Annotated in this window: 22 protein-coding genes; 18 read left to right on the top strand and 4 right to left on the bottom strand. The window is 27.9% G+C overall.

Annotated elements, in window-relative coordinates; genetic code table 11:
• The first annotated feature begins 303 nt into the window (after positions 1-303).
• The 11 genes from Q0V24_RS01365 to fetB all read left to right on the top strand — a co-directional run bounded on the left by Q0V24_RS01365 (position 304) and on the right by fetB (position 9,303).
• Complete coding sequence (locus tag Q0V24_RS01365; protein ID WP_297517824.1) at positions 304-864, top strand: sigma-70 family RNA polymerase sigma factor; 561 nt, start codon at positions 304-306, stop codon at positions 862-864.
• Between the two features lie 4 nt (positions 865-868).
• Positions 869-2,164 (top strand): hypothetical protein, encoded by a 1,296-nt coding sequence (locus tag Q0V24_RS01360; protein ID WP_297517821.1) that lies wholly within the window; start codon positions 869-871, stop codon positions 2,162-2,164.
• Between the two features lie 39 nt (positions 2,165-2,203).
• Positions 2,204-3,301, top strand: a complete 1,098-nt coding sequence (locus Q0V24_RS01355; RefSeq protein ID WP_297517818.1) for an iron-containing alcohol dehydrogenase family protein — start codon at positions 2,204-2,206, stop codon at positions 3,299-3,301.
• A 120-nt stretch (positions 3,302-3,421) separates the two neighbouring features.
• Positions 3,422-4,039 (top strand): DUF488 family protein, encoded by a 618-nt coding sequence (locus Q0V24_RS01350; RefSeq protein ID WP_297517815.1) that lies wholly within the window; start codon positions 3,422-3,424, stop codon positions 4,037-4,039.
• 525 nt (positions 4,040-4,564) lie between these two features.
• Positions 4,565-5,041: a glutathione peroxidase gene (locus Q0V24_RS01345; protein ID WP_297517813.1), complete on the top strand. Its 477-nt coding sequence runs from the start codon at positions 4,565-4,567 to the stop codon at positions 5,039-5,041.
• A gap of 50 nt (positions 5,042-5,091) precedes the next feature.
• Entirely contained in the window at positions 5,092-5,835 is a 744-nt protein-coding gene (locus Q0V24_RS01340) for an MBL fold metallo-hydrolase (protein ID WP_297517811.1), read from the top strand.
• Between the two features lie 148 nt (positions 5,836-5,983).
• Positions 5,984-6,412 carry a MarR family transcriptional regulator gene (locus tag Q0V24_RS01335; protein ID WP_297517809.1) on the top strand — a complete coding sequence of 143 codons (429 nt, stop codon included), beginning with the start codon at positions 5,984-5,986 and terminating at the stop codon, positions 6,410-6,412.
• Positions 6,413-6,537: 125 nt separating this feature from the next.
• Positions 6,538-7,263: a LytTR family DNA-binding domain-containing protein gene (locus Q0V24_RS01330; protein WP_297517807.1), complete on the top strand. Its 726-nt coding sequence runs from the start codon at positions 6,538-6,540 to the stop codon at positions 7,261-7,263.
• 178 nt (positions 7,264-7,441) lie between these two features.
• Positions 7,442-7,750 carry a PadR family transcriptional regulator gene (locus tag Q0V24_RS01325; RefSeq protein WP_297517804.1) on the top strand — a complete coding sequence of 103 codons (309 nt, stop codon included), beginning with the start codon at positions 7,442-7,444 and terminating at the stop codon, positions 7,748-7,750.
• Positions 7,751-7,876: 126 nt separating this feature from the next.
• On the top strand, positions 7,877-8,551 hold the full coding sequence (locus Q0V24_RS01320) for an ATP-binding cassette domain-containing protein (RefSeq protein ID WP_297517801.1): 675 nt from the start codon (positions 7,877-7,879) through the stop codon (positions 8,549-8,551).
• Positions 8,551-9,303, top strand: a complete 753-nt coding sequence (gene fetB / locus Q0V24_RS01315; protein WP_297517798.1) for an iron export ABC transporter permease subunit FetB — start codon at positions 8,551-8,553, stop codon at positions 9,301-9,303. Before Q0V24_RS01320 ends, fetB begins: the two co-directional genes overlap by 1 nt.
• Positions 9,304-9,361: 58 nt before the next feature.
• Here the strand turns inward: fetB and Q0V24_RS01310 are convergent, their stop codons facing one another.
• Positions 9,362-9,709: a helix-turn-helix domain-containing protein gene (locus Q0V24_RS01310; protein ID WP_297517795.1), complete on the bottom strand. Its 348-nt coding sequence runs from the start codon at positions 9,707-9,709 to the stop codon at positions 9,362-9,364.
• Between the two features lie 313 nt (positions 9,710-10,022).
• On the opposite strand from Q0V24_RS01310, the gene Q0V24_RS01305 reads away from it, so the two are divergent.
• Complete coding sequence (locus Q0V24_RS01305; protein ID WP_297517793.1) at positions 10,023-11,195, top strand: iron-containing alcohol dehydrogenase; 1,173 nt, start codon at positions 10,023-10,025, stop codon at positions 11,193-11,195.
• 56 nt (positions 11,196-11,251) lie between these two features.
• Here the strand turns inward: Q0V24_RS01305 and Q0V24_RS01300 are convergent, their stop codons facing one another.
• Entirely contained in the window at positions 11,252-12,031 is a 780-nt protein-coding gene (locus Q0V24_RS01300) for an EFR1 family ferrodoxin (RefSeq protein WP_297517790.1), read from the bottom strand.
• Between the two features lie 641 nt (positions 12,032-12,672).
• On the opposite strand from Q0V24_RS01300, the gene Q0V24_RS01295 reads away from it, so the two are divergent.
• Positions 12,673-14,484, top strand: a complete 1,812-nt coding sequence (locus Q0V24_RS01295; protein WP_297517787.1) for a GGDEF domain-containing protein — start codon at positions 12,673-12,675, stop codon at positions 14,482-14,484.
• An 8-nt stretch (positions 14,485-14,492) separates the two neighbouring features.
• Here the strand turns inward: Q0V24_RS01295 and Q0V24_RS01290 are convergent, their stop codons facing one another.
• On the bottom strand, positions 14,493-14,717 hold the full coding sequence (locus Q0V24_RS01290) for a helix-turn-helix transcriptional regulator (RefSeq protein WP_297517786.1): 225 nt from the start codon (positions 14,715-14,717) through the stop codon (positions 14,493-14,495).
• Positions 14,718-14,731: 14 nt separating this feature from the next.
• Positions 14,732-15,223, bottom strand: a complete 492-nt coding sequence (locus tag Q0V24_RS01285; protein WP_297517783.1) for a DUF2975 domain-containing protein — start codon at positions 15,221-15,223, stop codon at positions 14,732-14,734.
• 258 nt (positions 15,224-15,481) lie between these two features.
• Here Q0V24_RS01285 and Q0V24_RS01280 point away from each other — a divergent pair, with 258 nt between their 5' ends.
• The 5 genes from Q0V24_RS01280 (at position 15,482) to Q0V24_RS01260 (ending at position 23,729) form a co-directional block, all read left to right on the top strand.
• On the top strand, positions 15,482-16,183 hold the full coding sequence (locus tag Q0V24_RS01280; RefSeq protein ID WP_297517780.1) for a response regulator transcription factor: 702 nt from the start codon (positions 15,482-15,484) through the stop codon (positions 16,181-16,183).
• A complete protein-coding gene (locus Q0V24_RS01275; RefSeq protein WP_297517778.1) occupies positions 16,161-18,581 on the top strand; it encodes a sensor histidine kinase in 2,421 nt (806 codons plus the stop codon). The genes Q0V24_RS01280 and Q0V24_RS01275 overlap by 23 nt, the downstream gene beginning before the upstream one ends.
• Before the next feature lie 218 nt (positions 18,582-18,799).
• A complete protein-coding gene (locus Q0V24_RS01270; protein WP_297517775.1) occupies positions 18,800-20,602 on the top strand; it encodes a GGDEF domain-containing protein in 1,803 nt (600 codons plus the stop codon).
• A gap of 419 nt (positions 20,603-21,021) precedes the next feature.
• Positions 21,022-22,464: an amino acid permease gene (locus tag Q0V24_RS01265; protein WP_297517773.1), complete on the top strand. Its 1,443-nt coding sequence runs from the start codon at positions 21,022-21,024 to the stop codon at positions 22,462-22,464.
• A gap of 194 nt (positions 22,465-22,658) precedes the next feature.
• Positions 22,659-23,729 carry a nitronate monooxygenase family protein gene (locus Q0V24_RS01260; RefSeq protein WP_297517770.1) on the top strand — a complete coding sequence of 357 codons (1,071 nt, stop codon included), beginning with the start codon at positions 22,659-22,661 and terminating at the stop codon, positions 23,727-23,729.
• The last annotated feature ends 90 nt before the right edge of the window (positions 23,730-23,819 follow it).

The following is a 23,819-nucleotide window of genomic DNA, read 5'->3' as shown; positions in this document are numbered from 1 at the left end:
TACTTTTAAAAATATTTATGTATATTCAGTGCCACAGCCAAGTGAGACAAAAGTTATTTCTAATTTTTATTTAAGTGCTGATAAGATGGAAAAAGCACAAGATTATATTACAATAATAAATAACTAATGATAAAACAGTTTGAACTGAAAAGTTTAAGCTGTTTTTGTTTTTAATATTGTAAATAAAAGTTAATTTGGAATAAAGATTTTTTATGTAAAATTAATTTAGTTTTAAAAAAAGTGTAAGATTTTGAATTTTGAATTCGTTGTATATAGTGAAAGACATTTGAGGGGAGAATTTTTATGAGAGTTAGTGAAAAGAATTTTGTAGAGGAACTTAAAAAGAAAAATCCTAAGGCTTTAGATTATGTTGTTGATAAATATTCACCACTTGTTAATGGGATAGTAAGAAAGGTGTTAGTTCCATTATCAGATGAGGGGCTTATAGAGGAATGTATCTATGATATATTTTTAGCAGTTTGGAATAACATAAGTAAGTTTAATGGACAGTCAGAAGATTTTAGAAAGTGGCTTGGGGGAGTTAGTAAGTTTAAAGCAATTGATTGTTATAGGAAAAAATCAATTGATATAGGAAGACTTGATTATGATGAGGAATTTGTAATTAAAACACCTAGTGCAGAGGAAGTAGTAATTAAAAATATTAATTATGAGAAAGTTATAAATTTGCTTAATACTTGTAAAGAACCAGATAGAAGCATTTTTATAATGAAGTTTTTAATGGGGATGGACTCAAAAGAAGTTGCAAATAAAATGAATTTTAGCATATCGGTAGTAGATACAAGGGTTAGTAGAGGTAGAAAAAAGCTTAAAGAAAAATATGATTTAGCAGTTATGGAGGGGTAATGATATGAAAGATAATAATGATAAAGACATATTTGATATGTTAAATGAAGTTGATGTGGATTTAGAGGATGTTGTAGAAGTTCCTATGAATGATATAGATAAAAAGAAATTAAAGAAAAGGTTAAAAGGAAGTAAGAAAAATAATAAGGGTAAAAAGAAAGTTGCAATGATAGCAGCCGTTTTAGCTATGGCACTTATACCAATTTCAGATGTAGTTATATCAGAGATTAAAGCTAAGTTTTACTATGAGCAAGGTAGTGGACTTGTAGAGTTAGATCAAACTAAAGGGGATTTGTATAGACTTGATAAACCAGTTACTTTGAATTTTGGTGGTAAAGAGTATATTCTTAAAAACTCAAGTTATAGTGACGGTGTACTTAAAGTGAATATGTGGCTTGAAAGTAGTGAGTTTAAAAAGATAGAAAAAGAAGAAAATGTTAAGTTGAAAACATCAGAAGGAAAAGAAATCAAGATGGATTCAATTAGTAATTTTATGTATGCATCAAATGATGGGAGATTATCTAATATAGAATTAAGTTTTAAGTCAGATGAACCAATAACTGATTTTAATTTAGTTGTGGATGGAGTAGCAGATGAAACAAAAATTGAACTCGTAAAAGCGAATACAAGTGATGATTATAAGGAAGTAACACCATATGCAGAAGATGGAGATATAACAGTTGGAGCAGATATTTATGAAATAAAAGATAAAGATCATTTTACTTTTTGGACAAGTTTAGATATAGATTATGAAAATACTACAAGTGATATTAAATGGGAAGAAGAGGTAGAAGTTTTAGATGAAAATGGAAAGGTATTAAAGGTTGTACCTTCAGATATTAATTGGTTATGGGAGTATTTTGTAGATGGTAATGAAAAGGTTGAGACTATAAAAGTAAAAAATATAGATGTTCATCATATGTTAGAGGAAGAAAATCAAGTGAAGTTATCAATAAAAATTCCAAGTGAAGGTGAAACATTAGAGATAAATGAGAAGTTTAAAATAGTAGGAATGGAAAATGAAGTTGATATATTGTATGTAAAAAATACTGATGGTATTTTGGAAGTTATGATGGATATGAATATTAGTGAAAAGGATAAGGTGAGTTTAAATTCTATACACTCAATACAAAGTAGTAGTATCCAAGAAGGTGCAACAGTATATGGAGATGGAACGTTTGGAACACAAATTGATACGGATAGACTAAGCAATGAAGAAAAGAAAAATGGTGAATTTGAGTACAATATAGATAATATAGATTTTGATATTAAAGGTGAGTGGAATATTGATGTAAAGTGATATAATAACATTTAAAAGAGTATTTAAAGAGGTGTTATTATGGAGTTTAAGTTTTATATGCCAACTAGAGTTTTAATGGAAGAGGGCATTGTTTTAAAGAGTGGTAGTGAGTTATCAAGGTTTGGTAAAAAGGCTTTAATAGTTACGGGAAGATATTCTTCTAAAAAGAATGGTTCACTTGATGATGTTAAAACTGTTTTAGAGAAAGAAAATATAGAGTATAGAATATTTGATGAGATAGAAGAAAATCCTTCAGTTGAAACTGTGTGCAAAGCAGCAGAGATTGGAAGGTTAGAGAATGTTGATTTTATAGTTGGAATTGGTGGAGGTTCTCCTATTGATGCAGCTAAAGCTATAGGGGTTATGATAAAAAATAGAGAGCTTACAGCAGATACTTTATTTAGTAGTAAAAAGCTTGAATCAATTGATATAGTAGCAGTTCCAACAACAGCAGGGACTGGTACTGAAACAACTCAATATTCAATTTTGACTGACCATAAAAATAAGACTAAAAGAAATCTTGGTCAGGCTATTTTTCCAGTAGTATCACTTTTAGATGCTAGATATATGATGGGAATGAGTATAGAGGTTACAAGAAATACAGCTTTTGATGCACTTTCACATATTGTAGAGGGATATTTAAATGTTAATGCTAGTATTATGACTGATGCACTTTCAGAGAAGGCTATAAGTGTTTGGGGAGAGTGTATAGAGGAATTGTTAAGTGGTGAAATAAGTTTTGAAACTAGAGAAAAGCTTATGATAGCATCAAATATTGCAGGAACTATAATAGCTCAAAATGGGACATCACTTCCTCATGGAATGGGATATTCACTAACATACTTTAAAGGAGTTCCTCATGGACTTGCTAATGGATGTTTATATAAAGAATATCTAAATTCATTTAAGAATAGAGAAAAAGTAGATAAGATATATAAACTTTTAGGACTTACATCACAGGAAAAGTTTAATAAAGTGATAGAAGTTATGACTAAGGTTGATGTGGATATAACAGAAGAGGAATTAAAAGTTTGGAGTAAAGACTTTGCAAGCAATATAGCAAAGCTTAAAAATCATCCAGAGCAAATAACAGAAGATGAGATATTTGCTATTTATAAAAACAGTTTAATTAAATAGATATATTAAGACACTAAGTTTAAAAGCTTAGTGTTTTTTTATTTGTAATTTTATATAAATTACTTGAATGTGCTATAATAATTTTAATATTTTTACTAAAGAGAAAGAGGGGATAATACAATGGAGATTTTTGCGATAGGGCATTCTAATTATTCTTTTGATAAGTTAGTTTATATGCTTAGAGAATATGATATAAATTGTATAGTTGATATAAGAGAAACACCTTATTCAAAGTACAATGTTCAGTATAATAAAGAAATTTTTGAAGCTACTATAAGGCAAGAGGGATTTAAATATATTTATATGGGGAATGAATTTGGTGCTAAAAGGCAAACTAGAGAGTCGTATCTTAATAAAGTTTATGCTGATTTTGAAAAAGTTAAAGAAGAACAAACTTTTATAAATGGAATAGAGAGAATTAAAAAAGGTTGCAAAATGGGATATAAAATAGTGCTACTTGGTGCTATGCAAGACCAAATAAGATGTCATAGAAGTATTCTTTTAGGAAGAGTTTTAGATGCACAGGGGTTTGATATAAAGTATATATTACATGAGGGTGGACTTGGAAATCAGGAATATATAGAAGAATGTTTGTTAGAAAAATATTTTAGTGAGAGAAATCAATTAACAATAGATGCTTTGCTTGGAAATGGAAAATCTAGAGTAGAAATGATAGAAGAAGGATATAAACTTGCTAATAAAGATATAGGATACAGAACAGAGGGGATAGGAAAATAATATTACATATAATTGATTAAGACGAATAATTTTATATGAAAAAAGATGTAAAACAATTACATAGCATAAAAGTTCAGAACAATTATGCAAAGTTTTGAACTTTTATTTGCTAGTGTAGATAGTATGAAAAAAACTTTAAAAAATTTGTTGACAGGGATAAAAAAAGAGTGTAATATACCAATTAATACATCGCGAGAAAAACAAATTTAAAACTTAACTAAGGATAAAATATAGAGGGAATAAATATCCTTTAAGCCCTGATATAACAAAGGAGGAAGATATAATGCCAATACAAGTAATCGTAAAAATATTTGGATAATAAACAGTTTTTTTATAGCTATAAAAATTAAAAAATATAAATATATATTTAGAAGAGATGAGCTTATAAGGCTCTATTTTTTTGCTCTTTTTTTATTTTATTTGACATTTTTTTTGTTAAAGTGTATTATTAAAACATAGATTAATTGCATGCAATTAAATTGCACGATAAGAAATAAAAAAGAAATTTTATGGAGGTATGTTTTTATGGATTTTTATGATTTTAAAGCAAATGATATAAACGGAAAAGAAGTTAGTATGAGTGATTATAAGGGGAAAGTAATATTAGTTGTAAATACAGCTAGTAAGTGTGGGTTTACACCTCAGTTTGAAGGATTAGAGGCTTTATATAAAGAATATAAAGATAGAGGGTTTGAAGTATTAGGATTCCCATGTAACCAATTTAAAAACCAAGAACCAAATGATGGAGCAGGAGCACAAAATTTCTGTCAGTTGAATTATGGAGTAACATTTAAGATGTTTGAAAAAATAGAGGTTAATGGAGATAATACTCATCCTTTATATAAATATCTTAAAGAAGAGAAAAAAGGTATATTAGGAAGTAAAATAAAGTGGAACTTTAGTAAATTCTTAGTAGATTCACAGGGGAATGTTATTGAAAGATTTGCACCTATATCAAAACCAGAAAGTTTAAGAGCTGATATAGAGAAATTATTAAAATAAATTTTAGTTAATATATTACAAAAGAAAAATAAAGAATGGAGAGTGTGGAAATGGAAGTTAAAGCGTTAGAATTTTATAAAAATGGATATATGAAAGGTGCATTTGCATTTGGAGGTTCAGAAAACAATCCTTATAAAGAAGAAATATTAGAGGCTAGTTTACAAGGTTATATTATTAATACAGGTAGTGAAGTTATATTAGTTGATACAGGAATGCCTATGGAAACACCAGATTTTGATGGTAAGCCAGGTCAAATGCTTTATACAGGGGAAAAGGTAAATAACTTTGTAGATGCTTTAAAAGTAGCAGGATATGAGCTAAATGATATAGATAAAGTAGTTATAACACATAAGCATCCAGACCACACAGGAGAATTAAGATTATTTAGCAATGCTAAAATATACATTTCAGAAGTTGAAGCAAATGCTATGGGACTTGAGGGAGAAAATATAGTAAAAGTTAAGTTTGAGAGTGGATGTTATAAAAACTTTGATAAAAGTGAAAAGATAGCAGAGGGAATTTATATGTTACCAGCAGTTGGTCATACAAAAGGAAACTCTATTTTAGTAGTAGAAGATAAAGAGTTATCATTTATGTTACATGGAGATATAACATATACAGATAAAGCATTAAAAGAAAATATGTTATCAATGGTATTTGAAGATAAAGAAGAAGCAGCAAAAACTTTAAATATTATTAGAGAATTTATTAGAAATAATAAAACAATTTACTTAGGAACACATTCACCAGAGTCTTTAAAGTCTCTAAGTGATAGAAGATTAATGGAAATATAAGAAGTATAAGAAAAATAAAGATAGAGTTTGAACAAACTCTATCTTTATTTTTATTGACATAATTTTTTAAAAATAATATCCTTAAATCAGAATAAAAAGTATTTATGGATATTATTTTTGAAATACTTTAGATAGGTAGGAGAGGAAAATGGAAGATTACAGTAGTTTGAAATTAGATAATCAAGTCTGCTTTAGATTATATGCAGCATCAAGAGAGATAATAAAGAAATACAAGCCATTATTAGATGAGTATAATTTAACATATACTCAATATCTAACAATGTTAGTTTTATGGGAAGAAGAAAAGGCAACAGTAAAGTATATAGGAACAAGATTAAGACTTGATTCAGGAACATTAACACCACTTTTGAAAAAATTAGAAGCTATGGAAGTAGTAAGAAAATATAGAGACCCAAAAGATGATAGAAGTGTAATTGTAGAAATTACTGAAAAAGGACTTAAACTTAAAGATGAAGTTAAGGATGTACCCAAAAGGGCGTTATGTTCAGTTGGAGTTCCTAGAGAAGAATTGCTTGAATTAAAAGTAATGCTAGATGGAATCTTAAATAAAATATAAAATAAGCTGTACCTTTTATAAGGTACAGCTATTGTTGTATTATAATAAGAGAAGTTAAAATAAATAAAAAGAGTTAGTAGGCATAAGAATTAGGATAAAGAAGTAAGTCTATTAAATCGCTGGAGGTGTTTAAGATTAAAGTAGCAATTTGTGATGATGAAAAGATAATTTGTAATCATATATTAAATATATTAAAAGAAGAAAGTAAGATAATTGGTGAGAAGATAGAATTTGATATCTATAACTCAGCGGAGGAAATGTTAGCTAAGATAGATAATTATGGTGTGGAAAACTATATTATATTTTTAGATATAATGCTTGAGGGCATGAATGGTGTAGAACTTGGAAAATTACTAAAGCAAATTAATGAGAATGTACAAATAGTGTTTATTACAAGCAGTATGGATTTTGTTTTAGATGGATATGATGTAGGGGCATATAATTATTTACTAAAACCTTTAGATGAAACAAAGTTAAGAAAAGTCTTTTCAGACCTAGTCTTAAAAAATATAAAAGTAAAAAAAGAGATATTTACAGTAACAAAAAAAGCGGAAATTATAAATTTTGAAATTAGTGATATTCTTTATTTTGAAATTAATAATAGAATATTAACCTTATATTATGAGGGGGGGAGTATAGAGTTTTATGAAAAAATTGAAGATATTCAAAAACAATTAGAAGATAAAAATTTTATAAGGCCACATAGAAGCTATTTAGTTAATTTAGAACATGTTTTCAAAGTGACTAAAAATGAAGTGATATTAAAAAATGGAAAGGCTATAAAAATTAGTAGATTAAAAGTAGCTCAAATAAAAGAAGAATTTATGGAATTTATATATAGTGAAAAATAAAATGTAAGCTAATGGCGAAACTAGGATATTTAGTGTAGTTATTAGCTTATATTTTATTGGGGCAAAGTCTAAGTATGTTAAAAGAATACTCCTTTTATATGAGAGGGAGAGTTCAAATTTAGAGTCGAAAATGTTATAATTGGATTTATAAGGACATTTTATTGAGGAGGTTAAGTGGATGAAAAATCAAATAATAAGAAAAATATTTAATGGATTTATATATATACATATATTACATCATGGAACAGAGGGCGAATTTTATGGGTCATGGATGATGGAGGAATTAAAGGAACATGGCTATAAAGTAAGTCCTGGAACATTATATCCAGTTTTGAAATCTATGGTAGACGTAGATTTGATTGAAAAACATGAAAGAGTTGTTGATGGTAAGGTAAGAAAATATTATAGAACAACTGAGAGTGGAAAAGAACTTTTGATAGAACTTAAAGGTAATTTAGCAGAGCTTATACATGAGGTAGAAAAATAAACTATAAATTGAGAAATAGTTTGTTTTTCTTTAGATTTAACTTGAATATATTTTTTTTATATGTTATTATCGAATTACGATATCGATTTACGATAATGAAGAAGGTAAATATAAAAGGAGAAAATGATGAAGATTTTAAAGGTTAATAATATAGATTATAAAATAAGGGAAAGAGATATATTAAAAGATATATCTTTAGAAATAAAAGAACGTGAGATTATTTCGATAATTGGTGAATCTGGTTCAGGAAAATCAACACTTCTAAAAGTCTTATCAGATTTAGTTAAAAAAAGTAGTGGTGAAATTAGTTATAGGGGTAAAAGTTATAATGACATAAATCCAATAAAACTTAGACAGAATATAAGTTATTGCGTTCAGCTGCCATATTTATTTGGAAAGAAAGTTGAGGATAATTTTAAATTTATTTTTGAGGTAAGAAAAGATAAATATGATAAAAAAAGAGTTTTAGAAGTTTTAAATGAGTTTAAAATTAGTGAAGATTATTTAGATAAGCAAGTTGATAGCTTATCTGGTGGAGAAAAACAAAGAATAGCAATAGCAAGAAATCTTATATATAAGCCTGATGTTTTACTTTTAGATGAAGCTACATCAGCATTAGATAATGAAAATACACTTATTGTTGAAACATATATAGAAAAGTTAAATAAGGAAGGCGTTACAGTTTTGTGGGTGACACATAGCGAGGAACAAAGTCTTAGAATATTTGGAAAAAGAATTATTATGAAAAATGGAATAATAGAAGAAATTGAAATTTTAGAAAAAATGGAGGTAGTTATTTAATGGAGATAAAATCATTAGCATTTGCATCACTACTATTAGTTATACCAATATATATTTCTAATAGAGAGAAGTTAGGTCTTGGAAAAGATATTATAATAAGTATAGTTAGAGCAATAATACAGCTTGTAGCAGTTGGGTATATACTTAAATATATATTTGCAATTAATAATAAGGCAATTACAGTAGTTTTAATTATTATAATGATTATAAATGCTGCAGTTAATACTAGAAAAAGAGGGAAAGGAATTAAAAATGTTTTTTGGATATCATTTTTAGCATTACTTGTTAGCACAAGTGTGACATTAACAGTTTTAGTTTTATCAGGTGCTATAAAGTTTAATCCTGATGAAATGATACCTATTTCAGGGATGATAATAAGCCAAGCTATGGTAGCAGTTGGACTTTCATATAGAACTTTAATAAGTTCGTTTGATGAGAGGAAGGCTGAAATAGAGGCAAAATTATCACTTGGCGCAGATATTGGGGAAGCATCTAAAGAGATAATAAGAAAAGCTATAAAGTTTGCTATGTCACCGAATATAGATTCAGCAAAGACACTTGGAATTGTTTCTCTTCCGGGGATGATGACAGGACTTATACTTGGTGGGGCTTCGCCGATGGAAGCTATAAAGTTTCAAATCATGGTTACTTTTATGATGATGTCAGCATCATCACTATCAATAATTATAGCTACATATATAAGCTATAAAAGTTTCTTTAATGAAAGAAAGCAATTGGTGTATAGTAATTAAAATAAAAAATCTAGAGATTATAACAAATAAATTTGTTAATATAATCTCTAGATTTTTTTTAGTGAAAATTATCGACAAAATCCTTACCCCAAACATCCATAGCTTCTAGTATTGGTAAAAGTTTTTTACCAGTATCAGTTAATGAATATTCAACCATAGGTGGAACTTGATTATAAATTTTTCTATGTACAATATTATTTTTCTCAAGGTCACGAAGTTGTTGAGTTAGCATTTTTTGGCTAACCTCAGGAATGATATGTTTAAATTCATTAAATCTTATTACTTCATGAGTTCCAAGATTCCATAGAAGCAAAGACTTCCATTTTCCACTTAGTATTTCAAGGGTCACCTCTATTTCACATCTATAACTTCCACAGCTGACTTTATTAGTTCTATCTGCTGGCATTAAATCATCTCCTTTAATAGTAGGTTATTTAGCTATTATAACAAAAAAAGTGTAAATATAAAAAGCAAAAAATGGATTTTAGAAGGAAATAAAGAGATTTTTAAAAAAAGTTTGAAGTTTTTTTAACAAAGGAACCAAGTAGAAATCGCAAAGCATACTTTTTGGTAACCTACATACCGAAAAGTGCCTTCTTCTCTTTAGTTCTTAGGGGCGATATACTTATAACTGTGCTAAGGAAAAGCACATAACCTGAAATTACAACTAAGGATACAAAAATAAAAAAGAAATTTAACTAATAAGGGAGAGATATATAATGCAAAGATTTACAATACCTAGAGATTTATATTTTGGAGAAAATGCAATAGACCATTTAAAAGAGGTTAAAGGAAAAAAAGCACTTTTAGTAATAGGATCAGAAAGACTTATTAAAGATGGTACAGTTCCAAAAATTCAAGCAAACTTAAAAGAAGCTGGAATTGAAACAAAAATATTTAGTGGAGTTGAAAATGACCCATCAGTTGCAACTGTTAAAAAAGGTACAGATATGATGATGGAATTTGGACCTGATTTAATTATTGGAATAGGTGGTGGTTCACCAATAGATGCTGCAAAAGCAATGTGGATATTTTATGAGTACCCAGAGTTTACTTTTGAAGAAGCTGCAAAACCATTTAACTTACCAGAGCTTAGAAAAAAAGCTAAGTTTATAGCTATACCAACTACTAGTGGGACTGCTACAGAGGTTACATCATTTGCGGTTATTACTGATAATGAAACTTCAGTTAAATATCCAATAGCAGATTATAATATAACACCAGATATTGCTATAGTAGATACTAATTTAGTTCAAACTATGCCAGCAGTGCTTGTTGCTAATACAGGAATGGATGCATTAACACATGCTTTAGAGGCTTATGCTTCAGTAGCTAGTAATCAAATAACTGATGCTTTAGCTATGAAATCAATAGAGATGGTAGTTGAAAACTTAGGAAAATCATATAAAGGTGAAGACCAAGCTAGAAAAGATATGCATATAGCACAAAACTTAGCTGGGATGGCATTCTCAAATGCTATACTTGGAATAGTTCACTCAATGTCACATAAGACAGGAAAAATATTTAATATTCCTCATGGATTAGCTAATGCTATATACTTATCAGCAGCTATTCAATTCAATGCTAAATCAGAAAAAGGTGGAAAAGCTTATGCTGATGTTGCAAAAAGACTTGGACTTGCAGGAGAAACACAAGAAGAATTAGTTAATTCATTAGTTAAGGTTGTTAAAGACTTTAGAAAAGAAATGAATATGGAGAATTCTCTTAAAGAGTATGGAGTTACAGAAGAGTTCTTCTATGCAAATCTTGATTCAATTGCAGAAACATCTGTTGGAGACCCTTGCACAGGAACAAACCCTAGAGAAATTTCAGTAGATGAAATGAAAAAAGTATTTGAAGCTGTTTATCATGGAACAGATGTTACTTTCTAATTAAAAAATATAGATTAAAAAAAGTGCTGATGGCAAGATTGCTATCAGCACTTTTTTTACTTATTCATAACTTCTATCATAGAAACATTAGGGTTTCTATATTGATAGTTAGTTTTATTTTTCATCATACCATGTTTGATGCATTGACTAGGGCAGTAGTGGATACATGCAAAGCACATTTCACATTTGTTCTTAAATGAAGGATATTCTGTTTTAAATTCTATATTATTTACAGGACAAACTCTTTCACAAAGTCCACAACTAGTACATTTATCTTTATCAACTGTAAACTTTTTAAATTTCAGAAATGATACTGAAGCATTTTTTAGTTTTTGGTTACTCATTATTGAATATTTAAATTTTGATTTTGGTGTTATTTTAGTTTTAAAGTTTTTTATATGAGTAGCGGCATTTAATATTTTCTTTTCAGACCCATCTAGTAATCGTTTGTTTTTTTCTTCAGACTGTTTAAATAAAATACAGTTATCTGGAAGCATAAGAGAAAAATAATTTGATAGCTTTATATCTCTACTACTAAGAATTTTATTACAGTTAGTTATAGCATTTCCACCATTTCCTCCAAATGTTTCATACAAAAATAAGTATGAAGTTGCTTCAATTGTAAGTTTACTTAAAAACTTTTTTATAATATCTGGTGCATCATAGAAATAGATAGGGAATACAACCCCAATTATATCTGCATCAGAGTAAATTTCTTTTTCAAGGTCTAATGACCCTATATGTATAAGCTTTGATTTCCCTAGAGAATTTCCAAGCGTTTTTGCTATGTAATGTGCATTTCCTGTTCCTGAAAAAAAGTATATTTCTGTTTTCATTTTTAGCCTCCTATATAATGTTGATACTATTCAATTATACTTTATAAATTATCGAATGTAATGATAAAGTATTAACATTTTCATTGATTTTACAAAATTTGTATTGTTAATATAATAAGATAGAAAAAAAGAGATTAGGAGTAAGTAAATTCTTAATCTTTTTCAAGTGTAAATATTAAAATTTACACTTGAAATAATTCTATATGAAAAATAATAAATCTAAAATTATAATAAATGAAAGTAAAAAACGAGGATTATAAGTAGTTTTTTCATATAAAAAAATTGAAATTAATATTGGAAAATAAAGAAGAAAAATTAAAATTCTTTTAATCAGAAAGTTATTAGGTTGTGAAGTAAGAGTTATTGTTGTGAGGATAATGATAAAAGTTATAAAAGTATAAAAAATGATTTTTTTTTCTAATATAGAGTTTATAAAAGTTAAGAAGAAAATAGTTGCAATTGAAATTGTAACTAGTGTTATAACAAATATTGATAGTAAGTACATAGTCATGAAAACACCCTCCTTTGTATAGATATATACTTAATTTAATAGGATAAGAATAAAAAAGAAGATATACCTAAAGTTCAAAAAAAAAACAACGAAAATATTGTATTAGATAAGTTTAACAAAGGAGCTAGCGATGAAGGATAAAGTTAGTAAAATTGAACAAGTATTTATAGGTGCAGTTATAATAATTTTAATACTTGGAATTGGATTAAATGAAGGATTAAGAAATAGTGGTGGAGATGCTAAAAAAGAACTTTTCGTAGGTAAAGAAGAAAAAGATTACATAGAAAAATTTGGGAAAGATTCGAATAGGGATTTTGAACAGGTTGAAAATACATATTTTAAATATTTAGAGATTGAAAAAAATAAGGGAAGTAAGATAAATAAGCATAATATTGGAAGAATAAAGTTTTTTTTAGGGCTTAATAGATATTTAAATGGCGAATATGATAAAGCTAAGCCATATTTTATAGATGCAAAAGCTATTTTTGTAGAAGCAAAAAGTTATTTTTACACATTAACATTAAATAATTTTCTTATAAATATATTTTATTTTGAGGAGGAGTATATAGAAACTATAAATATAGCAAATGAGAGTTATGAAATAATAAGTAGTGAGAGAATAAAAAAAATAATAGATAAAGATTCGGTGAAAATAGGAATGAATATTCTTTCAGGCTTTTTAAGAATGGCATCATCTTTAGATGTGCTAGAAATTGCAGAAATGTATTATGATGAATTAAATAAACTTACAACTAAATTTGGAAATGAAACATTAGTAACTTTATATGCTAAATATTTATATAATTTTAAAATTGGAGATTATAAAGAGGCACAAGTAAATGCATTGGATTATATTCAAGCTATAAAAGTTTATAAAAAGGGTGATGAGTTTTCTGTAGATGTAGCACAGTTCTTATTACTGGAAATTTATACAGCAAGTGGTGAGTTAGAAAAGTCAAAAGAATCTTTTTATATTTTGCGTGATGCGTATAAAGATAAAAATAATAAAGAAATAGATGGTATTTTATTAAGTATGGAAGGTTTATATTTTGAAAAAGAAGGTAAATATACAGAAGCAGTTCAAAAATATGAAGCAGGATTAAATAAATTCGAAGAAATTGATGCTTATAAGGAACAACTTGAATTGATAAGATTGATAATTCGGATTAGAGAAAAAGAAGCTGTTGATATAAATTTAAATGTTTATGTAGATAAAGCTATTGCAATTGAAAAAAAGTATGGAAGAAAAAAAATATTAAGTGAGTTAGCTGATTATATGAACTATACTGTATATCAAAAAAATCAAAAAGTTAATAATGGGAATGGTAAGAGAACTTTTATTAATCAAAATATAGTAATGGTTTCTAATATTATGGCTTTAATCTATATAGTAATAACGGTAGTTATTATAATGTTTTTAAGAAAATTCAAAAAAGAATTAAGGTTGAAAAAAAATATAGATAAAGAAATAGAAAGACTGAGTAAAAAAGATTATTTAACAAAGGCAGATTCTAAAAATTATATTTTTGAAAAAATAGAGAAGTATATAGAGAAAAAAGAAAAGTTTACTTTTATTTTCTTTGATATAGATAATCTTAATAAAATAAATGAAAAGTTTGGATATCGTTTTGGGGATGAGATTTTAGTTAATATTGTTAGAGAGATAGAAGAAACAATAGCTGAAATTGGGTCTATAGGAAGATTTGGTGGAGATGAATTTATAATTATTTTAGATGAGAGTGTTGATGCAAGGTTAATTATTAGTTTAATAAAAGCAAAAATTGCTAATATAAAGTATTCTAAAGAAGGTGTAAGAGTTAAACTTAGTATAGTAGGAATTCAGTGGAGTAACCAAGATATAGAGGAACTTATGCAGATATCAAAAAGAGCGTTAAGTGATGTTAAGGAAAATAGAATAGATAAAATGATAATAAAAAAATGACCTAAGACTTATTTAAGTCTTGGGTCATTTTCTTCTACGTATTCTAATATATCACCAGGCTGACAATTTAGTATTCTACAAATAGATTCAAGTGTAGAAAATCTAACTGCTTTTGCCTTGTTATTTTTTAGAATAGAAAGATTTGCCATTGTTATACCAAGTTTTCCTGAAAGTTCAGTAGAACTAACTTTTCTTATGGCCATCATTACATCAAGGTTTACAAGTATAGGCATAATAAATCTCCTTTCTAAATTGTCATGTCATTTTCTTCTTTAAGTTCAATTGCATTATTAAATAATTTTGCAAGTGTTATGAACATTAGACCAAGTAGTATACACATAAATCCAATTATAATTATTGGTGGAGTAAGAAGTATACCGCTAAATTCATCAAACATATGTTTTACTATATTAGCACCAAGTATAAATAAAATTAGTTCGGAAAATGAACATATAGCAATTGTTCTAAGTGCATTTACACTTTTCTTTGTGAAAGGTGTATTTTTTAGGACAAGTCCTGTTAACGTTCTAAGTTTGAATAATGCAATTATATACGGAGCTGCACATATATAAAATACTATCAGAATTGAATAAAACATAGAAGTATTATCGAGTGGCAGCTCTTGAACTTTAAATACTGCACCTAAAATAAAAGGTGCTCCAAGGCATATTAATAAAGTTACGATAATTCCAAATATTAAAACTATGTTTAGTAGGGAAGTTGTAAAGTTTTTCTTCATTTATTTCACCTCTGTATTGTTATTAATCTTATAATACAATTAAAATATATCGTTTGTCAATAAAAAATGAGAGAGATATTGGAAAAAGCTTTAAATAAGGGGGAGATAAAAGAAAATTTTAGAATTTTGTAAGAATTTGGGTTATATCTTCGTAAGTTTTACCCTTTATTATTTAATTATAAGTTAAAGGATATTCAACAACTAGAGGTAGGGAGGGGTGTTATACTTTAATTAGTATTTTTTTAGGGGGACATAGAAATGAATAAATTTAAGGTTTTAGTAGTAGATGATGAGGTAGAAATAGCAGATGCAATAGATATATATCTTACAAGTGAGGGGTATGGAATTTACAAGGCATATGATGGGATACAAGCATTGAAAATGTTAGATGATTATGAGGATATAGATTTAGTAATTTTAGATGTGATGATGCCAAAACTTGATGGCATAAGAACTCTTGCAAAAATTAGAGAGAATAAAGAGATTCCTGTAATTATGTTATCAGCAAAGTCAGAGGACACAGATAAGATACTTGGTTTGAATCTTGGGGCAGATGATTATCTTACAAAGCCATTTAATCCATTAGAGCTTATAGCAAGGGTTAAGTCACAGCTTAGAAGATATAGCACATATTCAAAAAGAGTAAATGGAAATGATACAGATAATATTTTTAAAGTTGGGGGACTTGAGCTTAATACTGCTAGAAAAGAGTTAAAACTTGATGGTGAAGTTGTAAAGATAACACCACTAGAGTATAAAATATTGTTACTTCTTATGGAGAATAAGGGACGAGTTTTCTCTATAGAAGAAATTTATGAAAAAGTTTGGAATGAGATAGCAATAAATGCAGACACAGTTACGGTGCATGTTAGAAGGATTAGAGAGAAGATAGAAATTAATCCTAGAGAACCAAGATATTTAAAGGTGGTGTGGGGTATTGGATACAAAATCCAAGGTTAAAAGTGTTAGTGAAGATATAAGGGCGTTTAGTTTTAAGAATAGAGGGAAAATTTGTGGTGTATTAATTTTAATTAGTTTGATACTTATGGGCAGGGGAATATATAAACAGCATAGCTGGTTTAAAATGGGTATTTCTAATAGTATGGAACAAGAGTATTTTGGACAATTTGAGGTTTATGAAAAGTTAGATAAGTCTAGTAGAGATATAGCTTCAGATGTTTTAATAACTGCATATAAAGCTGACCCTAATGGTTATTTTAGTAATTTGAATAAAAATAAGATTGATAAAATAAAAGAAATAAAAAAGAATCTTAGCTGGTCGGAAGTACTTTTAATAGAAGAACTTGAAGGAATGTATGTGGAGCTTCTTAGTAGTGAAGAAAATATTATATATAGTAAAAAAATAGATTCGAGTAGAGATAGAGAAATCGCAGAGGATACAATTAAAGAAGCAAATGAATTATTAAAAGAAATTTTAGGTGATGATAAAGATAGATTAGATACTATAAATAACTTAAATGAATCTTTTAAGAAAAGACATACAGCAGAAAAGAAAATTTATGATAAAGAAATAAAAGATACAGAAGAAATATTTGAAATAGCTATGAATATAGCAGAGAAAAATGGTGAAGTGGCTAAAAAAACTAATGTAGGTATGCATTTAGGAAAAAATGTAGATGCAGGAGAAAATTTAGTTTTTACAGATGATATTTATACAAGGAATAATGGTATTTATACTGGGTCACTTTTCTTTAATAATTTTGCTGATAAAAAAGCTCCATTTATAGTTTATGGGTCGCCAGTAAACCAAACAATAAGTTCTGGTGTTTATTTTAAAGATGTGACAAAAGCTTTAGAGATGGTTGGTTATGATATGAAGAGTAATAAATACTCTTTATCGCTTAGTATACAAAGTGAGTATTTAAAGAGTGGAGAATTTGAACAGTTATATAAAAATCATGTAGCGCATACAAAAAATCAATATAGTTATTATGAAAATATTTTAAAAATATTTATAATTTGCGCTATTTTAGCAGTGATTATGGGTCTTTTACTTTATAAAACATGGATATTTAAATGGTATAGAAAAGTTCCATTCTTATTTTTAATAGCAGTACCTAGTGGGGTATATCTTATTAGTTTAGGAAATATCTATGATGGGTCACATCTTGTATTGTTAATTGGAGTTGCTTGTTTTATTTCAGATTTAAGGTATATAGGAAAGTTTGGATTAAGAGCAAGGTTTGAAACAGAGAGTAAAATACTTAATAATCCAATAGTAAAAAAAGTTACAAATAATATTAGAGATATATTTGTAAGTAAAGTTCAAGGTATAGATAAAAATTCATTTAAAAAGATTAGGTTTAGAAGATGCAAAAGATTTTATGCAAAATATGATATGCTAATCAATTGGATTTTATTTGGTATGAGTTTATGTATAATAATAGTAGTTTTTATTGGAGTAGGATGGCATGGTAGTTTTCTTATTGATATGGGAGCAATTGTTTGTTCTATAACTACATCTATTGGTTTGATTTTTATATTATTAAAAAATCAAAGGCTTAAAAAAGAAATTGTAGAAATTGAAATTGCTACTAAAAAGATAGTTGAGGGTGATTTTGATATTAAATTTATTGATGGAAAAATCAGCAGTTTAAATAATATAAGAGAGAATCTTGTAGGGATTGATAAAGGATTTAAAATTGCAATTGAAGATGAGTTAAAGAGTGAGAGAATGAAAGCAGAGCTTATAACAAATGTTTCTCATGATTTAAAGACACCTCTTACATCAATAATTAATTATGTTGATTTACTTCAAAAAGAGGGACTTGATGATGGAGAGAAAAAAGCTTATATTAAAATTCTTGACCATAAATCTAAAAGGTTAAAAGTTTTAATTGAGGATTTATTTGAAGCTTCAAAGGCTGCAACAGGTAATATACAGCTTAATATTGAAACCATTGATATTAATTCAGTTTTAAGACAAACATTTGCAGAGTTTAAGGAAAAGATAGATGAGTCAGAGTTAGATTTTAAAATATCAATGCCAGAGAATAAGGTGTTTTTAAACCTTGATGGTGCAAGAACTTGGAGAATATTTGAAAATCTTATTGGAAATGCACTTAAATATTCTATGGATAGAACTAGAGTTTATATAGACCTTGTTGAGTATGAGGATAAGGTTGTATTTGAAATTAAAAATATTTCAGGTTATGAGCTTAATTGTAATCCTAGTGAGCTTAAAGAGAGATTTAAGAGGGCAGATGATTCAAGAAATACAGAAGGTTCGGGTCTTGGTCTTGCAATAGCAAATAGTCTTGTAGAAATTCAAGGAGGAAGACTTGATATAGCAATTGATGGTGATTTATTTAAAGTAAGAATTATTTTTGGAAAATAATAATTTAAGAAAATAGAGTTAGACAGATTGTCTAACTCTATTTTTTATATTTATATAATAAAAGTAGTTATAATGCGGTGTTTAAAGAGATTTATAGATAAATAAAATTTTGTATATAAAATTAAAAAATAAATATAATAGTAAATTTAATAAAATAATATAAAGTTTATAAAAAAATATACGAATATTATTTTGAGACAGAAGAGGTGGTGGGAAATATGAAAGATAGCTTAATGAAAAATTTAGAAAAGATAATAGTAGGAATTATAAGTATATTTATAGTAGTTGGTTTATTTTTAAATTATCAGCTAAGAACTAGTGTTGGTAGAAATAATGAAGAAATGCTATATACAGATGCTGAAAAAGAACATTTTTCAAATATATTTAATAATGAAAATAGAAATGGAAAAGTAATTCACGAGGAGTATTTAACATATTTAGAGCAGGTAAGATCTAAATATGATAGTAAAGAAATAGATATAGCAATAATATATTATTATTTAGGCTTTAATGCCTATTTAGATAATAATTATGAGGATGCAAGAAAATACATAGGAAGCTCAATGGATATATTTGAGAAAACAACTAATTATTTTTATATATTAAATGGGAACAATATACTTATGAACCTAGCGTATAGACAAAATGATGAAGTAGAGGGTGTAAATAGGGCTAATAAAATATATGAAATATTACAAATATCTAATATAGAGGGAATGAGCGAGAAAGGTCAAACAGGTATAAAAGTTAATGTTCTTAATGGACTTGTAAATATTTCATCAAAGCTTGGAATGACTGATATGGCAAAGACTTATTATGATGAACTTATAGAGATTACAAAGGATAAAACTTTTGAGGATAATATTGCTATATATGCAAAGTATATATATAACTTTAGTATAGAGAATTATAGAGAGGCAAAAAAATTTGCACAGGAATATGTAAAGTATCATGAAGTAGTAGTTCCAGATGATGAGGATATGATAAAGAATTCACATATCTATTTATTAGAGGTATTAATGGAAACTAGAGATTTTGATGGAGTGAGGGAAGTTTTTGAAAAACTTTCAACATCGGAAACTTTTGATGAAAATATTAAGATGCAAGCGATGATAGCTAAACTTTCAGGAATGGCTAATGCAAAGGAAGGATTATATGATGAAGCTTTTGAATATTATAAATTTGCATTAAGTAAATTTGAAGAAGTTAAGGATTATGAGAATTTTATATTTGTTAATGATAATATTATTAAGTTAGCAGCTGAACTAAACACAGAGGTAGAGCCTTATATTAAAAATATAGAAAAATATAGTGAAACATATGATAAAGATGCAATGATGGGGGAACTTGCAGATTCTCTTACTCAAACAGCTTATCAAAAGAATACAGAAGAAAGTGCTAAGATAGAAGAAGAACTTAAAGCAAATGAAAAAATAACAGGAATATCAAAAAAGATAAATATTATATATTTAGTAATAATAGGACTATTAGTGTTTATGTCTAAAAAATTAAAAAATGAAATTTTATCTAGAAAATCTAAAGAAAAAGAACTTGAGAAGATGGTTAGAACAGATTATCTGACTAAGGCATATTCAAAACAATTTATTTTTGATAAGACTAATGAGTATGTTACTCATAAAAAGAAGTTTACATTTGTATTATTTGATTTAGATAATTTTAAAAAGATAAATGATAATTATGGACATACTTTTGGAGATGAAGTCTTAGTAAAGATGGTAAGAAGCATTAAAGAAATAATTGGCAAGGATGGTTATATTGGAAGATTTGGTGGAGAAGAGTTTGTTATTCTTCTAAAAGAGGGGGTAGACCCAAGTAAGCTTATTAGTGATATAAGAGAGAGTATTGCGGGTATTGAATATAGCCTAGCAGAAGTTAGACCTACTGTAAGTGGTGGGGCAATAAGATGGGATGGACATGATGCGGATAAAATAGTTTATGATGCAGATGTTTTATTATATAAAGCTAAAGCAGAGGGTAAGGATAAAATATTATTAAGATAGAATAAAAAGATTAACGAGTTAGTGCGAGACGCTAGCTCGTTTTATCATTTGAAATTTATGAATTAGATATAAAAATAATATAAGCACTTTTTTATGAAATTAAAAAAATATAAAACAAAAATGCAAGAATTGATTTTTAAAAAACTCAATTCTTGCATTTTAAAAATAAAAGATTACAAAAGTATATATTTAATAAAACTTGATTAAATGGCTTTAAATATAGATCTATAAAGTTTAAAAATATAAAATTGAATAAAAAAGAAACAAAAAAAAGAAATAAAATGATTTTTTTAATATGAAATACTTGTAGAATGCTATGGGGAATGGTAAAATATTATTGTAGGAATTTTACCAATAAAATATTTTTAAAAGAGAGATTTTACAAGAGGGTACTTGTATTTTTATAGGAGGAAAATAAAATGGGAAATGACAATAGCAAGAAACTGATGTGGTACAACCTTGGCTTAATGGCATTCGTTGCTGTTTGGGGATTTGGTAATATAGTTAATAACTATGCTAATCAAGGGTTATCAGTAATTACATCATGGGTTCTTATTTTATTCTTATACTTTATTCCGTATGCTTTAATGGTGGGGGAATTAGGTTCAACATTTACAGAAGGAAAAGGTGGAGTTAGTTCGTGGATTGGTAAGACTATGGGGCCAACACTTGCATACCTTGCAGGATGGACATATTGGGTTGTGCACATTCCATATCTAGCACAAAAGCCACAGGGAATATTAATTTCACTTGGATGGGCAACTTTCCAAAATGGAGAAATGATAGATCACCTAAATCCTTTAATATTACAGGGAATTGTACTGGTAATATTCTTTATATTTTTATGGGTTGCATCTAAAGGTATGACATCACTTAAAACTATAGGATCAATTGCAGGGATATCAATGTTTGTAATGTCTATACTTTACATATTATTAATGCTTGCAGCGCCAACTCTTAGGGGAGTTCAAAGTGCAACACCACATATTACTTTGAAATCATTTATTCCAACATTTGATTTCAAATATTTCACAACTATTGCAATGTTAGTATTTGCAGTAGGGGGAGCAGAGAAGATGTCTCCTTATGTGAATAACATGAAAGATAAGAAAAAAGGTTTTGCAAAAGGGATGATTGCTCTTGCGGTAATGGTTGCAGCAACAGCTTTTCTTGGATCATTTGCTATGGGAATGATGTTTAATGCTAATAATATTCCACCAGACCTTAAAATGAATGGTGCATATTATGCTTTCCAAAAACTTGGACATTATTATGGAGTAGGAAATAGTTTATTAGTGCTATATGCTTTAGCTAACTTCTTAGCTCAGGTTTCAGCCTTACTATTCTCAATAGATGCTCCACTAAAAGTATTACTTTCAGATACTGATGATAGATATATTCCAAGAGCATTAACTAAACTTAATAAAAATGGTGCTCCTATTAATGGATATAAAATGACAGCAGTTTTAGTTTCAATACTTATTATTGTACCAGCACTTGGAATGGGAGATACAAATGCTCTTTATAACTGGTTACTTGATTTAAATGCAGCGGTTATGCCACTTAGATATTTATGGGTATTCCTTGCATATATTGCATTAACTAAACTTGGTAGTAAGTTTAATTCAGAATATAAGTTTATAAAGAATAGAAAAGTTGCTAGAGGATTTGGTATATGGTGCTTTATATTTACAGCATTTGCATGTATCATGGGAATGTTCCCAAAAGAGGGTATAATGTTCTCAGCACAGTGGTGGTCACTAACAGCTACAAACTTTGCAACACCATTTGTGTTAATAGGCCTTGGGCTTATACTTCCAAAGTTAGCTAAAAAGATGAACAAAAAAGTAGAGTCAAATTAAATTAGAATAATATAAAGAGTCACAGAATAATCTGTGGCTCTTTTTTGAAAATATAAAAGAATGATTAGAATAAGATATGATTGGCAAAAATAAATAATAGAAAAATATTGAATTTGGAAAGAATTAACCTTATAATTATATTTATATTTTGACTATCAAAATATTTGAATTTAAAAAGAAGGGAAGTAATGATTATGGAGATAAAACCACTTAAAATAGGAAACTTAGTTGCCAAACTCCCTATAATTCAAGGGGGAATGGGAGTAGGAGTATCCCTTTCAAAACTTGCTGGAGCAGTTGCGAGATGCGGAGGAATCGGTGTTATATCAGCAGCGCAACCAGGGTATAAAGAAGAAGATTTTCTTAAAAATAATTTAGAAGCAAACGTGAGAGCGTTAAAAAATCATATAAAAAAAGCAAAAGAAATTTCAAATGGAGGAATTATAGGGGTTAATATAATGGTTGCTATGGAAAGGTATGATAAGTTTGTAAAAGCTGCTATAGATGGTGGTGCTGACCTTATAATATCTGGTGCAGGCATACCAAAGGACCTTCCAAAGATTGCAAAAGGTTATGGAATTAAACTTGCTCCGATAGTATCATCTATAAAAGGTGCAAAGCTTATTCTAAGAATGTGGGATAAGAGAGTTGGGGTAGTACCTGATTTAATAATTGTTGAAGGTCCAAGGGCTGGTGGGCATTTAGGATTTAAAAATGATGAGATAGAAGAGAAAATTGATTGTTTAGAGGATGAAATTATTGGAATTGTAGAAGCTAAGAAAGAGTATGAAGAAAAATATAATAAAGAAATTCCTGTTATAGCAGCAGGGGGGATTTTTGATGGTAATGATATTGCTAAGTTTTTAAAACTTGGGGCGAGTGGTGTTCAGATGGGAACAAGATTTGTTGGAACAAAGGAATGTGATGCTAGTGATGAGTTTAAAAATGCTTATGTAGAAAGTACAAAAGAAGATATAGTTATTTTAAAAAGTCCAGTTGGGATGCCAGGTAGAGGTATGAATAATAAGTTTATAAAAACTTTAAGTACTACAGGGAAAATTCCAATTAAGAGATGTTATGATTGTTTAATACCTTGTAATCCAAAAGATACACCATATTGTATAAGTGAAGCACTTATAAATGCTGCAAAAGGTGATTTAGACAATGGGTTAGTATTCTGTGGGTCTAATGCTCATAGAGTAGATAAAATTGTAACTGTTGAAAATCTTATGAATGAACTTAAAGAAGAAATATTAAAAGCTTAATTATTTAGAGAACTTTTGCTTAATGCTTTGTAATTAATACCAAAAGTGACAAGTGTTATAATTTTATGATATATTATATACATTATTTGA

Source organism: uncultured Clostridium sp., from assembly GCF_947039605.1.
In the GTDB taxonomy this organism is placed as follows: domain Bacteria; phylum Bacillota; class Clostridia; order Clostridiales; family Clostridiaceae; genus Sarcina.
This window is presented reverse-complemented; position numbering and strand designations above follow the sequence as displayed.

What these genes read in the sequence shown, in the direction of transcription:
- Q0V24_RS01365 (WP_297517824.1), top strand. Translation starts at nt 304, where the DNA reads ATGAGAGTTAGTGAAAAGAATTTTGTAGAGGAACTTAAAAAGAAAAAT.
- Q0V24_RS01360 (WP_297517821.1), top strand. Translation starts at nt 869, where the DNA reads ATGAAAGATAATAATGATAAAGACATATTTGATATGTTAAATGAAGTT.
- Q0V24_RS01355 (WP_297517818.1), top strand. Translation starts at nt 2,204, where the DNA reads ATGGAGTTTAAGTTTTATATGCCAACTAGAGTTTTAATGGAAGAGGGC.
- Q0V24_RS01350 (WP_297517815.1), top strand. Translation starts at nt 3,422, where the DNA reads ATGGAGATTTTTGCGATAGGGCATTCTAATTATTCTTTTGATAAGTTA.
- Q0V24_RS01345 (WP_297517813.1), top strand. Translation starts at nt 4,565, where the DNA reads ATGGATTTTTATGATTTTAAAGCAAATGATATAAACGGAAAAGAAGTT.
- Q0V24_RS01340 (WP_297517811.1), top strand. Translation starts at nt 5,092, where the DNA reads ATGGAAGTTAAAGCGTTAGAATTTTATAAAAATGGATATATGAAAGGT.
- Q0V24_RS01335 (WP_297517809.1), top strand. Translation starts at nt 5,984, where the DNA reads ATGGAAGATTACAGTAGTTTGAAATTAGATAATCAAGTCTGCTTTAGA.
- Q0V24_RS01325 (WP_297517804.1), top strand. Translation starts at nt 7,442, where the DNA reads ATGAAAAATCAAATAATAAGAAAAATATTTAATGGATTTATATATATA.
- Q0V24_RS01320 (WP_297517801.1), top strand. Translation starts at nt 7,877, where the DNA reads ATGAAGATTTTAAAGGTTAATAATATAGATTATAAAATAAGGGAAAGA.
- fetB (WP_297517798.1), top strand. Translation starts at nt 8,551, where the DNA reads ATGGAGATAAAATCATTAGCATTTGCATCACTACTATTAGTTATACCA.
- Q0V24_RS01310 (WP_297517795.1), bottom strand. Translation starts at nt 9,709, where the DNA reads ATGCCAGCAGATAGAACTAATAAAGTCAGCTGTGGAAGTTATAGATGT.
- Q0V24_RS01305 (WP_297517793.1), top strand. Translation starts at nt 10,023, where the DNA reads ATGCAAAGATTTACAATACCTAGAGATTTATATTTTGGAGAAAATGCA.
- Q0V24_RS01300 (WP_297517790.1), bottom strand. Translation starts at nt 12,031, where the DNA reads ATGAAAACAGAAATATACTTTTTTTCAGGAACAGGAAATGCACATTAC.
- Q0V24_RS01295 (WP_297517787.1), top strand. Translation starts at nt 12,673, where the DNA reads ATGAAGGATAAAGTTAGTAAAATTGAACAAGTATTTATAGGTGCAGTT.
- Q0V24_RS01290 (WP_297517786.1), bottom strand. Translation starts at nt 14,717, where the DNA reads ATGCCTATACTTGTAAACCTTGATGTAATGATGGCCATAAGAAAAGTT.
- Q0V24_RS01285 (WP_297517783.1), bottom strand. Translation starts at nt 15,223, where the DNA reads ATGAAGAAAAACTTTACAACTTCCCTACTAAACATAGTTTTAATATTT.
- Q0V24_RS01280 (WP_297517780.1), top strand. Translation starts at nt 15,482, where the DNA reads ATGAATAAATTTAAGGTTTTAGTAGTAGATGATGAGGTAGAAATAGCA.
- Q0V24_RS01270 (WP_297517775.1), top strand. Translation starts at nt 18,800, where the DNA reads ATGAAAGATAGCTTAATGAAAAATTTAGAAAAGATAATAGTAGGAATT.
- Q0V24_RS01265 (WP_297517773.1), top strand. Translation starts at nt 21,022, where the DNA reads ATGGGAAATGACAATAGCAAGAAACTGATGTGGTACAACCTTGGCTTA.
- Q0V24_RS01260 (WP_297517770.1), top strand. Translation starts at nt 22,659, where the DNA reads ATGGAGATAAAACCACTTAAAATAGGAAACTTAGTTGCCAAACTCCCT.